We start from the raw sequence: 13,227 nt of genomic DNA on the forward strand, positions 1-13,227 counted from the left end.
TCCAGCCAATATATCACCTAAATCGTACATATTTGTATTCCAATTTCCAGGAAACAAATTATAAAACTGCAGTCTAACCTCGTTTAAATCTTCTAAATTTGACATAGAATCAGAACCTCTATTGTCTAAAACACCAATAAATGCAATTGAATCTTCTTTTAAAATAGGCGTTTCTTGATTTGTGTTAAAAATAACTTTTTTACCTAATGCCTGATTAGATACTCTATGAATATCTATAACTAAATCGTCTGATAAAGGTTGTAAAAAATCAAACATCATATATTATTTCTTTTTTGCGGTAGTTTTTTTAGCAGGTGCTTTCTTTTTAGCAGGAGCTTTTTTCTTTGCAGGTGCTTTCTTTTCAATTAAGTCTTTCACTTCTTCCAGTGTCATACCCACTGCGTCAATATCTTTACTTAATTCGATTTTAACTTTTCCTTTCAAGATAACACTTCTACCCCATCTTGCTTTTTCAACACGAATACCTTCTTCTTTCCAGTCGTGAATTACCTTATCTATTTCTTTTTGAACTTTATCTTTAATCAATTCATTCATGTCTGATTGCGATAAATTATCAAAATTGTACTTTTTGCTAACATTTATAAACAATCCATTCCATTTGATAAAAGGGCCAAAACGGCCAACACCTTTTTGAATGGGCAATGCATCATAAGTCCCAACTGGAGCGTCAGCTTCTTCTTTTTCAGCAATTAATTCTTTTGCTCTATCAAAGGTTACATCTAAAGGATCTTCACCTTTTGGCAAGGAAACAAAAATTTTACCAAACCTTACATAAGGTCCAAAACGACCATTATTTACTTCTACTTCTTCATCTTTATAAGTTCCTAAATTTTTAGGCAATAAAAATAATTTTAAAGCATCTTCTAAATTTATAGTTCCGATATTTTGATCTGGACTTAAACTTGCAAATTGTTTTTCTTCATCTTCTGCATCTCCAATTTGAGCCATTGGTCCAAATTTTCCTAAACGAACAGAAATTGGTTTGCCAGTTTTAGGGTCGGTTCCTAAAATTCTTTCCCCACTTTCTCTATCCGCATTTTCTTCAACATCAACAACATTTGGATGGAATTTCGAATAAAACTCATTCATCATGTTTGTCCAATCAATATTTCCTTCTGCAATTTCATCAAAATCTTGCTCTACTTTTGCTGTAAAATTATAATCTAAAATAGCTGAGAAATTTTTAACCAAGAAATCATTTACAATTGTACCAATATCTGTTGGAACTAATTTTCCTTTATCAGAACCTGTTGTTTCTGTAAGAACTTTAGACTTAACCTCACTACTTAATAAAGTAAATTGTGTATATTTTCTTTCTGCTCCTTCTGAACTTCCTTTTTCAACATAATTTCTATTGATAATAGTCGAAATGGTTGGTGCATATGTAGAAGGACGACCAATTCCTAATTCTTCTAATTTCTTAACCAAAGAGGCTTCTGTATATCTTGAAGGTGGACGAGAAAAACGTTCTGTTGCTTGAATATAAGAATTGGTAAGTTTTTCGTTTATTTTCATTGCAGGAAGCAATCCTTCTTGCTCTTCCTCATCATCATCATTCCCTTCTAAATAAACTTTTAAGAAACCTTCAAATTTAATCACCTCACCACTTGCAGTAAATGTTTCCTTATGATTATTTGCTTCAATCTTTACGTTTGTACGCTCTAATTGCGCATCACTCATTTGAGAAGCTAAAGTTCTTTTCCAAATTAAATCATATAATCTAGCTTGATCTCTTTCTACATTTACAGTATGTTGTGACATATCCGTTGGACGAATTGCCTCATGCGCTTCTTGTGCTCCTTTACTTTTATTGGTAAAACTTCTAGGCTTACTAAATTCTTTTCCATAAGAGCGTGTGATTTCATCTTGCGCAGCCGTCATAGCATCTTGCGAAAGATTAACACTATCTGTTCTCATGTATGTAATTAAACCAGCTTCATATAATCTTTGAGCAATTTGCATTGTGATTCCAACTGGCAAATACAATTTACGAGCAGCCTCTTGTTGTAAAGTTGACGTTGTAAAAGGTGCCGCTGGGGTTTTCTTTGTTGGTTTAGTTTCTAAATCGGCAACTTTAAAAGATGAACCTATATTTTTCTTTAAGAAATCTTCTGCTTCTTGTTTCGTATTGAAGTTTTTTGGCAATTTTGCTTTAAAACTTTTTCCAGCTTCTGTGTTAAACTCTGCTGTTATACTATAAGTTCCAACTGAATTAAATTGCTGCACTTCTCTTTCACGTTCAACAATTAATCGAACAGAAACAGATTGCACACGACCAGCAGACAAACCTCCTTTTACTTTTTTCCAAAGTACTGGTGAAAGTTCGTAACCAACTAATCTATCTAAAACCCTACGAGCTTGTTGTGCATTTACTAAATTATAATTAATATCTCTAGGATTATCAATTGCTTTTAAAATAGCTGTTTTGGTAATTTCGTGAAAAACAATACGTTTTGTTTTGTTTTTATCTAGTTTTAACTCTTCTGCTAAGTGCCAAGATATAGCTTCTCCTTCTCGGTCTTCATCGGAAGCCAACCAAACCATTTCAGCATTTTTAGCAAGCGTTTTTAGTTTTCCAACAAGAGCTTTTTTATCAGAAGAAACTTCATACTTTGGTTTAAAACCATTGTCCACATCTACTCCTATTTCCTTTGAAGGCAAGTCGGCAATATGGCCATAACTTGATTCCACTTGAAAATCTTTTCCTAGAAATTTCTCGATTGTTTTTGCCTTTGCAGGTGACTCAACGATTACTAAATTCTTTGCCATTCTGATTTTTTATTTGTCGCAAAAGTATGTGTTTTTTTTAAATTTTAAAGTTTTGAAGGTTTTTTTATATTATTTTCTACTTATTTTCTAATTAATAATCACACTTTTGACACTAAACTTTAAAAAAATAGTTAAACTAACACTGTCAACTTGTCATCTTTTATTTTTTAGTATTATCTTTGCAATCCTATACATTAAGGAAAATGATTTTATGGAAAAAGTTATAGACGAAAGTAAACAAGGAACTAACTTGATTATTGATAAAAAAGAAGGAAATTCAAAAAAACTTTTTATTGAAAGTTATGGATGTGCCATGAATTTTTCAGATAGTGAAATTGTTGCATCCATTTTAAACGAACAAGGATACAACACTACACAAATTTTAGAAGAAGCAGATTTAGTTTTGGTTAATACTTGCTCAATTAGAGATAAAGCTGAACAAACTATACGTAAACGATTAGAAAAATACAACGCTGTAAAACGTGATGTAAATCCAAAAATGAAAGTTGGCGTTTTAGGTTGTATGGCTGAACGTTTAAAAGAACAATTTTTAGAACAAGAAAAAATTGTTGATTTAGTAGTTGGTCCAGATGCTTACAAAGATTTACCTAATTTATTAGCTGAAGTTGAAGACGGTCGCGATGCTATTAATGTCATTCTTTCTAAAGAAGAAACTTACGGAGACATTTCGCCAGTTAGATTAAACAGTAATGGTGTAACTGCTTTTGTTTCTATTACAAGAGGCTGTGACAACATGTGTACATTTTGTGTTGTTCCTTTTACTAGAGGAAGAGAACGCAGTAGAGAGCCACAAAGTATTATTCATGAAATTCAGGATTTATGGGACAAAGGCTTCAAAGAAGTTTGTCTTTTAGGTCAAAATGTCGATAGCTATTTATGGTATGGTGGTGGACTGAAAAAAGATTTTGTAAAAGCATCTGAAATGGAAAAAGCAACTTCAGTTGACTTTGCACAATTACTTGATATGTGTGCTATTGCGTTTCCTAAAATGCGTTTCAGATTTTCTACATCTAACCCACAAGACATGCACGAAGAAGTTTTGCATGTTATTGCTAAGTATCATAATGTTTGTAATTATGTTCATTTACCTGTTCAAAGTGGAAGCACTAGAATATTAAAAGAAATGAATCGTCAACACACTCGTGAAGAATACATGACTTTAGTAGACAAAATAAAAACTATAATTCCAAATTGCACGATTTCACAAGATTTGATTGCAGGATTCCCAACAGAAACTGAAGAAGATCACAAAGAAACTTTAAGCTTAATGGAATATGTTCAATATGATTTTGGCTATATGTTTTCTTATTCTGAAAGACCAGGTACACTTGCTGCAAGAAAATTAGAAGATGATGTCCCTGAAGAAGTAAAGAAAAGAAGATTACAAGAAATAGTTGACTTACAACAAAAAATAAGTGAAACTAGAACAAAACGATTCGTAGGAGAAGTTGTTGAAGTTCTAATTGAAAAAGCATCAAAAAAATCAGACCAAGAATGGAGTGGAAAAAACTCTGAAAATATGGTTACTGTTTTTCCAAAAGTGAATTATAAAATAGGTGAATTTGTTCTAGTAAAAATCAGAGATTGTACTGGAGCGACTTTAAAAGGTGATGCGATTGGTTATAGTGAAGTGATGAATTAGTAAAAAAGATACTGAAATAAATTCAGCATAAATATGGAAAGCATACAAAACATAAAACAACGCTTTGAAATTATTGGGAATGATCCAAAACTGAATCGCGCCATTGAAAAAGCTATCCAAGTAGCACCAACCGATATTTCCGTTTTAATAACTGGTGAAAGTGGTGTTGGTAAAGAAAGTATGCCAAAAATCATTCATTCGCTTTCGCATAGAAAACATGGGAAATACATTGCAGTAAACTGTGGAGCAATTCCAGAAGGGACAATTGATAGTGAATTATTCGGTCATGAAAAAGGTTCTTTTACAGGTGCAACTGGAGCCCGTGATGGCTATTTTGAAGTAGCTGATGGCGGAACAATTTTTTTAGATGAAGTTGGAGAATTACCTTTAACAACTCAAGTTCGCTTACTTCGTGTTTTAGAAAATGGTGAATTTATAAAAGTAGGTTCTTCAAAAGTTCAAAAAACAAATGTTCGCATTGTAGCAGCTACAAACGTAAATATGTTTGAAGCTATAGAAAAAGGAAAATTTAGAGAAGATTTATACTATCGATTAAGTACAGTCGAAATATTATTACCTCCTTTAAGAGAAAGAAAGGATGACATTCATTTATTGTTTCGCAAATTCGCGTCTGATTTTGCACACAAATACAACATGCCTCCAATAAAATTGGATGAAAATGCAGCTCAATATCTAACGAAATATAGATGGAATGGAAACATTCGTCAATTGAGAAATGTTGCTGAACAAATTTCAGTTTTAGAAACCATTAGAGACATTTCATTACAAACAATTCATTCTTATTTACCAGAAGGTGGTTCAAATTTACCAGCTTTAGTTAAGGATAAAAAAGCTGAAAGTGATTTTAGTAATGAAAGAGAGATATTATACAAAGTACTTTTTGACATGAAAGGTGACTTGTCTGATTTAAAAAAACTAACCCTTGACTTAATCAAAAACGGAAATTCTAACGTCCAAGAAGCAAACAAAGGTTTGATTCAGAAAATTTATGGAAAATCCGAAGAAAACAAAACTTCTTTTGATGAAGAACCAAGATTAGAAATGATTCCTTCAAAAACACATCAAAACCAAGAACAATATGAAGATATTGAAGAAGATGATGATGACGAAAATTATCTTTTTGCAGAAGCAATAGAAGAGGAAGAAACCTTGAGTTTAGAAGCAAAAGAAATAGAATTAATTAAAAAATCTTTAGAAAGAAACAAAGGAAAAAGAAAAGCTGCAGCTGATGAATTAGGGATTTCCGAGAGAACTTTATATAGAAAAATCAAGCAATATGATCTTTAAAATTCAGATTTAAAAATGAAAAAAACACATTATATAGTAGTAGTACTTGTTTCCATTGTATTAAATAGTTGTGGCGCTTATAATTTTACAGGTGCAAAACCTATTGAAGCCAAAACATTTCAAGTAAATTATTTTGCAAATAATGCAGACTTAATTCAACCAGGAATTGAAAGAACTTTTACTTTAAAATTACAAGATTTGATCCAAAATCAAACTAATTTAAATCTAACAAACACTGGTGGCGAATTACTATTTGAAGGTGAAATTACTGAATATAGAATTACTCCGATGACTGCAACTGCTGATCAAACTGCTGCACAAAACAGATTAACAATTTCTATAAATGTTAGGTATACCAACAGAAACAAAGAAGAAGACGATTTTGAAAAACGTTTTTCTTTCTATGATGATTTTAATGGAAACACGCAATTAACAGGTTCGCAATTAACTAAATCATTAGACGTAATTTTTGATAGAATTACACAAGATATTTTTAATGAAGCATTGGCTAAATGGTAAAAAAATAATTCAAATTGAACATAAACAAAATAACATATCTTTTAAACAATCCTGATGCCGTTGATGAAAATCAAACTATGGTACTAGAAACTATTTTAAACCAATATCCTTATTTTCAAGGCATGCGCGCTTTGTATTTAAAAGGATTATATAACTTGAATAGTTACAGATATAATTTTGAATTAAAAAAAACGGCTGCACACACAACAGATAGAAGTATTTTATTTGATTTTGTAACTTCTGAAAATTTCAAAACAGTTAATACAGAGTTAATTGAAAAACAACAAAAAGAAATAAATGAAATTTTTGTGGGAAGTTTTGAAATCTTAAATCCAAAAGCATTACAAAACAATATCGAAATAGAAGAATTTAAAGCTTCAAATGAAAAAACTTTAGAGCCTTTGTCGGAAATTGAAGAAAAACTAGACATAAATAAACCTTTACATTTTGATTCTCAAGAAAAACATTCGTTTTCAGAATGGCTACAATTGACAAAATTTTCGCCAATTGAAAGAGAAATTGAAGAAACTGAAGAAGATTTACCTGAAGAAAAAAAGAAAAAATTAGACATTATAGATAAATTTATTGAAACCAATCCAAAAATTGGCCCTCTTAAAGAAACCGCTATAAACACTACTATTATTGAGAAAGTCTCACAAGAACCAACTCATTTAATGACAGAAACATTAGCCAGAATTTACTTGGAACAAAAGAAATATAAGAAAGCAATTCAAGCTTATGAGATATTAATTTTGAAATATCCAGAAAAAAGTATTTTCTTTGCAAACCGAATAAAAGATATAAAGGATTTACAACAAAATAATTAATTATGGGATTTACAGGTTTTTTAATAGCAATTACAATAGTATGTTTTCTATTAATATTAGCAATTATGGTACAAAATCCTAAAGGTGGAGGTTTATCTTCTTCTTTTGGTGGTACACAACAAATAGGGGGTGTTCAAAAAACTACAGACTTTTTAGATAAAAGTACTTGGTATTTAGGAATAGCGTTAATCGTTTTAATTTTCTTATCTACATTAAGTTTTCAAAATGGGGGTGTTAACGGTTCAAAAATCGTTAACGAAAGCGAAATAAGCGCACCAGTGGTACCTACAACACCAGCAACTAATGCTCAACCAGCTAACGAAGCTGCTACAACTCAAGCAAACGATACTACTAAATAAACTTTAGCAACATTATAAAAAAATGCCAGCCTGTCAGTGCTGGCTTTTTTTATTGGCAAAAATGGCATAAATATAGCATTGGCATAATTTCTGAAATCAGAGAAATAGAACATTTAATAAATTAAAAATACAAAATATGTCATTAAACATAAAGCCACTTTCAGACCGCGTAGTAATTGAGCCAATGGCTGCAGAAACTACAACCGCTTCAGGATTAATTATTCCTGACACTGCTAAAGAAAAACCACAAAAAGGAACAGTTGTTGCTGTTGGAAACGGCAAAAAAGATTACACAATGACTGTAAAAGTTGGCGATACAGTATTGTACGGTAAATATGCTGGTACAGAATTAAAATATGAAGGTAGTGATTACCTAATCATGAAAGAAGAAGAAATTTACGCTATAATCTAAGATTTTAGACTAGAGAATTAAGATAAACGAATTGCCGTTTGACCTTAGTCAACGGATATTAAATAAATTACCATTAGGCTTCAGCCAATGGGCAAAAAAAACAAAACAATGGCAAAAGATATTAAATTCGACATAGAAGCTCGTGATGGCTTAAAAAGAGGTGTAGATGCTTTGGCAAATGCAGTTAAAGTTACATTAGGACCAAAAGGAAGAAACGTTATTATTAGCAAATCGTTTGGTGGACCAACTATTACTAAAGATGGTGTTACCGTTGCAAAAGAAATTGAATTAGCTGATCCTTTAGAAAACATGGGCGCTCAAATGGTTAAAGAAGTAGCTTCTAAAACTAATGATTTAGCTGGAGACGGAACAACAACAGCAACTGTTTTAGCGCAAGCAATCGTAAAAGAAGGTTTGAAAAACGTAGCAGCTGGAGCAAATCCAATGGATTTAAAAAGAGGAATTGACAAAGCGGTTGAAGCAATCGTTGAAGATTTAGCTAAACAATCTCAAACAGTTGGAAATTCATCTGAAAAAATAAAACAAATTGCATCTATTTCAGCAAATAATGATGAAACTATTGGTGAATTAATCGCTACTGCTTTCAACAAAGTTGGAAAAGAAGGTGTAATCACTGTTGAAGAAGCAAAAGGAACTGATACTTATGTTGATATTGTTGAAGGAATGCAATTCGACAGAGGTTATTTATCCCCTTACTTCGTAACAGATGCAGATAAAATGATTGCTGAATTAAACAATCCATACATTTTATTATTCGACAAAAAAATATCAAACTTACAAGAGTTATTACCTATTCTTGAGCCAGTTGCACAATCAGGAAAACCTTTATTAATTATTGCTGAAGATGTTGACGGACAAGCATTAGCAACCTTAGTAGTAAACAAATTAAGAGGTGGATTAAAAATTGCAGCTGTAAAAGCTCCAGGGTTCGGAGACAGAAGAAAAGCCATGTTAGAAGACATCGCTATCTTAACTGGTGGAACTGTAATTGCAGAAGAAAGTGGTTATTCTCTAGAAAATGCTACTTTAGAAATGTTAGGTACAGCCGAAAATGTTTCAATTGACAAAGACAACACTACAATTGTAAATGGTGCTGGTTCTAAAGAAAACATTAAAGCAAGAGTAAATCAAATTAAAGCTCAAGTAGAAACTACTACTTCTGACTATGATAAAGAAAAACTACAAGAACGTTTAGCTAAATTAGCTGGTGGAGTTGCTGTTTTATATGTTGGGGCTGCTTCTGAAGTAGAAATGAAAGAGAAAAAAGACAGAGTTGATGATGCATTACATGCAACAAGAGCTGCTGTAGAAGAAGGAATTGTTGCTGGTGGTGGAGTTGCTTTAGTTAGAGCAAAAGCTGCTTTATCAAAATTAAAAGCAGAAAATGCTGATGAAGCAACCGGAATTCAAATTGTAAATAGAGCAATCGAATCTCCTTTAAGAACTATTGTTGAAAATGCAGGTGGTGAAGGTTCTGTTGTAATTGCAAAAGTATTAGACGGAAAAGCTGATTTTGGTTTCAATGCTAAAACAGGTGAATATGTTCAAATGCTAAAAGCAGGAATTATTGATCCTAAAAAAGTAACACGTGTAGCTTTAGAAAATGCAGCTTCAGTGTCTGGTATGATTCTTACTACAGAATGTGCTTTAATAGACATCAAAGAAGATGCTCCAGCTATGCCGATGGGCGGTGGAATGCCAGGAATGATGTAATATTTTATATAAAATAAAATAATTTTAATCCGACAAGTAATTCTTGTCGGATTTTTTTTATATTTATAAAAAAAATCGTAATGTATAAAAACTATTTCCTACTAGCTTTCACATTTCTTTTTTTGGCAGCCAATGCTCAAGAACAAGACAACCACAAAACAATTACTAAATCTATAAATAACTATTATAGTTTAGCTAGTGAAAACATTCATTTACACTTTAACAAAAGTGTTTACTTAACCAATGAAACCATTTGGTTTAAAGGTTATGTAATTGATAAAAAATCTAATGGATTAAATTATTCAACTACCAATGTTTATGTTAGAGTTTTAGATAGTGACAAAAACGAAGTTGTTTCAAAACTGTTTTTAGCTAGTAACGGCATTATAATTGGTCATTTAAAACTTGACGAATCCTATGCTTCTGGAACATACTATATTCACACATACACAAACTTTATGAATAACTTTGAAGAAGATGAATCTTCAATTTTTGCTATTGAAATAATAAACACCAAAGACAGTCCCAAAACAAATAACAACAACTCGTTAGATAATGAATCGATTAGTCTTAGCATTGAAGGCGGAAAATTAGTGTTTGATTGTGACAACACAGTAGGCGTTCAAATAAAAGACTGTAGAGGAAAAGGAGTAAAATTGAACAATATTAAAGTTTATGATTCAAAAAATATTTTAATAAATCAATTTGCAACAAACGAACAAGGTTATGGAAAGTTTGATATTTTAAAAACAAAAAGCGAACAATATAAAATTGTAATAGAACAAACCACCGGCAACATTGAAAAAAACCTTCCTATAGTTACTACTGAAGGTATTTCAATGAGTGTAAACAACTATTCTGATGAAAACAAAGTGTTCATAAAAATAAAAACTAACAATTATACTTTCAACAAAAATAAAGACAAAAATTACACATTTGTAATTCAAAAAAACGACAAAGCAAATCTAATAGATTTCTATTTTAAAGGTTTATCAAATGATATTATTATTGACAAAGCGGCTTTGTTTAAAGGAGTTAATATCATAAGAGTTTTAGATGAAAACAATAATGCAATAGCAGAAAGAATGATTTATAATCATATCAAAAACACATCAACTATTGTTTTAGAAAAGAGTAGCATTACTAAAGATACACTACTGATAAAAGGCCACCTAAAAGACAAAATTGCCAACTTTAGTATTAGCGTACTTCCAACAGAAACTATTTCTTCTTTTGAAGAAAATGCTATTACATCTCAATTAAATTTCAATGCCTATTTAATAAATAAATTAGAAAAAAATTCTTATTATTTTAAAGACTTCAACCGCAAAAAACAATTTGAATTAGATTTAGTTTTATTAAATCAAAATGCATCAAAATATGATTGGAATAACATCCTTACAAAAACACCAACCATCAAATATCCTTTTGACGTTGGATTGACTATTGAAGGAACCCTAAATCAAACCATTTCCAACAAGGATAAATATAGCATAGTTTTGTCGTCTATAGCAAACGGAATCAATCTTACCGGAAAAATAGACGAAAAAAATAATTTTGTGTTTGAAAATATTGTAGCAACAGATTCAACAGCTTTTTTCATTTCCCTATTGGATAACAAATCTAAATATCAAGCTATTAAACTATATTCTAAAGTCGCAAATAATAAAAACAGATTTTTAAAATCTTTACCTGAAATAAAAATAAAATGTGAAAACACAACTTTTTCTCCGTTAACAGAATACAATTCTGATTTTCCCTATTTGGCAAACACAACAGTTCTTAGAGATGTAGTCATCACTGATAAGGTTGAGTTAAAATTAGAAAACACAACAAATTTCTATAACAGAGGTGGCGCTCAAGGCTATAAAATTGACCAGAACAACGCAGATTTATATTATGATGTACTTGGTTTTATTCAATCTCATGGTTTTGATGTAAAAACAGTTGGAGGCTCTGTATCAATAGTTAGTAGAACAGCTAATTCTTTTAGTGGTTCTCTTTCTCCTTCAATATTTTTAGACGATGCTCCATTGGGAAATTTAGATTTAATATTGAATATGAATTTAAATACTGTTGATGAAATTTACATAAACAAAAGAGGTTTTGGAACAGGGATGAATTCTCCTAGCGGAACTATTAGAATTTACACCAAAAAACAATTTGGCAGTATTGCAAATGAGAAAATAAATTCAAAATCATTAATAATAAAAGATGGCTTTGAAAAGGAAATTCCATTTAAAAATCCAAAGTATTCTTATTATGAAAATCAGGCCTTTAAAAAATATGGTACTATAAACTGGATTCCAAATTTATATACAAATACAAGTGGTGATTTTGAGTTTACTATTCCGGTTTTAAATCAAAAAAGCGTCTTGGTTAACATTCAAGGAATTGACAATGAAGGTAATTTTTATTATGAAAATATTGCAATAGATTTAAACTAAAAATATCCCGATAAGCATTAACTTATCGGGATATTATTTTTGGAACTATTTCGAGCTATTCACTCTATCTTTTTGTTTCAGTAACGCAATTTCCTTATAAATCAAAATTTCTAACAAAAGTAGTTTGTAAAATTGGTGTTGAAATATAAGTATTGTTTCCAATACTATCAAACTGGCTCATATAACCTATTTGTAAATTTGTTTTAGGATTAAATTTATATCCTAAACCAGCATAAAACCAGTTTCTTGACAATGATTTTGGCGCTAACTTATCTGTTTGAGGAATCCAAATCTCATCAAATGCTTGAAAAAATAAAGCTTGATTGTTTTCAAACTTCTTAATATCTGTATTAACCGTTAGACGATATCTAAAACGATTTGCGTAGTCTGTCCCTGTTTTAGAATAAGTCCCATCTAGATTTTGACCCACAGTGTCAAACCATCTATTTTCTTGACGTAAACGATGTTGAAAATTAACTTTTCCAATTTTAGTTTTTAGTAAAATTTGTTCCCACATATTATTTTCAACCACTCCAATTTTTGGGTTTGGATTTGGATCATTTGGCTTGTTATTAAGATAAGAATATCCTACACTAAACTCCACATTTTCATTTAAGTGATAATCAACTGAAGGTCTCCATAAAAAAGTCCCTTGCTCATTTAAAAAAGCACCAGTTCGTTCATGAATCTCATTTGAAACACTCCAATCTTTATTAATATTTAATCGATTCAATAAAGTAAACCAAGTATTAGTTTTGTCGTGATGAATTGTTTCTTGTGCAATACTATTCAAAGACAAAAAAACTAATGCCGTTATTGTAATTATATTTATTTTTTTCATTTTATTTTTTATATTTTCAAATATCAAAGGATAGAAGTACTTAAAAAATATTAAATACTTCTTCCTTTAACTAACTAAACAAATTGTTATTATTTATTTTTTCTACTTGATAATGGGTGATCTGAAAGGGACTTGTGGTCATCTAATCCAACAATTTCTACCGTACTATTCTCATGAGCTTCATAATCATTTTTAAAATGCTCTAAATTTTCCATTACAGAGTGATCTACTAATTTAGTTTTCTTCAAATCAATAGTAACATTAAATCCAGGAGGAATAGCATCTAACTTTCTTTTCACACCTAAATAATTGGTAAAAATAGCTGCT

General features: G+C 30.7%; 10 protein-coding genes and 2 pseudogenes. 8 read left to right on the forward strand and 4 right to left on the reverse strand.

The window, feature by feature from the left end; translation table 11 throughout:
• Together AACZ53_RS09820 and topA are read right to left on the reverse strand one after the other, a co-directional pair.
• A pseudogene (locus AACZ53_RS09820) lies at positions 1-279 on the reverse strand (arginase); the annotation flags it as partial.
• A 3-nt stretch (positions 280-282) separates the two neighbouring features.
• Positions 283-2,790, reverse strand: a complete 2,508-nt coding sequence (gene topA, locus AACZ53_RS09825; RefSeq protein WP_339837721.1) for a type I DNA topoisomerase — start codon at positions 2,788-2,790, stop codon at positions 283-285.
• Between the two features lie 211 nt (positions 2,791-3,001).
• Between topA and miaB the strand changes: the two genes are divergently transcribed.
• The 8 genes from miaB (at position 3,002) to AACZ53_RS09865 (ending at position 12,059) form a co-directional block, all read left to right on the forward strand.
• Positions 3,002-4,453 carry a tRNA (N6-isopentenyl adenosine(37)-C2)-methylthiotransferase MiaB gene (gene miaB / locus AACZ53_RS09830; RefSeq protein ID WP_339837723.1) on the forward strand — a complete coding sequence of 484 codons (1,452 nt, stop codon included), beginning with the start codon at positions 3,002-3,004 and terminating at the stop codon, positions 4,451-4,453.
• 33 nt (positions 4,454-4,486) lie between these two features.
• Positions 4,487-5,761 carry a sigma-54 dependent transcriptional regulator gene (locus AACZ53_RS09835; RefSeq protein WP_339837725.1) on the forward strand — a complete coding sequence of 425 codons (1,275 nt, stop codon included), beginning with the start codon at positions 4,487-4,489 and terminating at the stop codon, positions 5,759-5,761.
• A 15-nt stretch (positions 5,762-5,776) separates the two neighbouring features.
• Positions 5,777-6,280, forward strand: coding sequence for an LptE family protein (locus tag AACZ53_RS09840; RefSeq protein WP_339837727.1), 504 nt, complete (start codon positions 5,777-5,779; stop codon positions 6,278-6,280).
• 14 nt (positions 6,281-6,294) lie between these two features.
• Positions 6,295-7,107, forward strand: coding sequence for a tetratricopeptide repeat protein (locus AACZ53_RS09845; protein WP_339837730.1), 813 nt, complete (start codon positions 6,295-6,297; stop codon positions 7,105-7,107).
• Positions 7,107-7,466, forward strand: coding sequence for a preprotein translocase subunit SecG (secG, locus tag AACZ53_RS09850; RefSeq protein ID WP_339837742.1), 360 nt, complete (start codon positions 7,107-7,109; stop codon positions 7,464-7,466). The genes AACZ53_RS09845 and secG overlap by 1 nt, the downstream gene beginning before the upstream one ends.
• 136 nt (positions 7,467-7,602) lie before the next feature.
• On the forward strand, positions 7,603-7,878 hold the full coding sequence (locus tag AACZ53_RS09855; protein WP_339837733.1) for a co-chaperone GroES: 276 nt from the start codon (positions 7,603-7,605) through the stop codon (positions 7,876-7,878).
• A gap of 108 nt (positions 7,879-7,986) precedes the next feature.
• Positions 7,987-9,612: a chaperonin GroEL gene (gene groL, locus AACZ53_RS09860; RefSeq protein WP_339837735.1), complete on the forward strand. Its 1,626-nt coding sequence runs from the start codon at positions 7,987-7,989 to the stop codon at positions 9,610-9,612.
• A gap of 80 nt (positions 9,613-9,692) precedes the next feature.
• Positions 9,693-12,059 (forward strand): hypothetical protein, encoded by a 2,367-nt coding sequence (locus AACZ53_RS09865; protein ID WP_339837737.1) that lies wholly within the window; start codon positions 9,693-9,695, stop codon positions 12,057-12,059.
• Between the two features lie 94 nt (positions 12,060-12,153).
• Here AACZ53_RS09865 and AACZ53_RS09870 read toward each other — a convergent pair whose 3' ends face one another.
• Entirely contained in the window at positions 12,154-12,900 is a 747-nt protein-coding gene (locus tag AACZ53_RS09870; protein WP_339837740.1) for a DUF2490 domain-containing protein, read from the reverse strand.
• A gap of 89 nt (positions 12,901-12,989) precedes the next feature.
• Positions 12,990-13,227: pseudogene (locus AACZ53_RS09875) on the reverse strand (SulP family inorganic anion transporter); the annotation flags it as partial.

It is taken from the genome of uncultured Flavobacterium sp. (assembly GCF_963975005.1).
Taxonomy (GTDB): domain Bacteria; phylum Bacteroidota; class Bacteroidia; order Flavobacteriales; family Flavobacteriaceae; genus Flavobacterium.

Excerpts from the sequence above, each read along its gene's own strand:
- topA (WP_339837721.1), bottom strand. The coding sequence starts at position 2,790 with ATGGCAAAGAATTTAGTAATCGTTGAGTCACCTGCAAAGGCAAAAACA.
- miaB (WP_339837723.1), top strand. The coding sequence starts at position 3,002 with ATGGAAAAAGTTATAGACGAAAGTAAACAAGGAACTAACTTGATTATT.
- AACZ53_RS09835 (WP_339837725.1), top strand. The coding sequence starts at position 4,487 with ATGGAAAGCATACAAAACATAAAACAACGCTTTGAAATTATTGGGAAT.
- AACZ53_RS09840 (WP_339837727.1), top strand. The coding sequence starts at position 5,777 with ATGAAAAAAACACATTATATAGTAGTAGTACTTGTTTCCATTGTATTA.
- AACZ53_RS09855 (WP_339837733.1), top strand. The coding sequence starts at position 7,603 with ATGTCATTAAACATAAAGCCACTTTCAGACCGCGTAGTAATTGAGCCA.
- groL (WP_339837735.1), top strand. The coding sequence starts at position 7,987 with ATGGCAAAAGATATTAAATTCGACATAGAAGCTCGTGATGGCTTAAAA.
- AACZ53_RS09865 (WP_339837737.1), top strand. The coding sequence starts at position 9,693 with ATGTATAAAAACTATTTCCTACTAGCTTTCACATTTCTTTTTTTGGCA.
- AACZ53_RS09870 (WP_339837740.1), bottom strand. The coding sequence starts at position 12,900 with ATGAAAAAAATAAATATAATTACAATAACGGCATTAGTTTTTTTGTCT.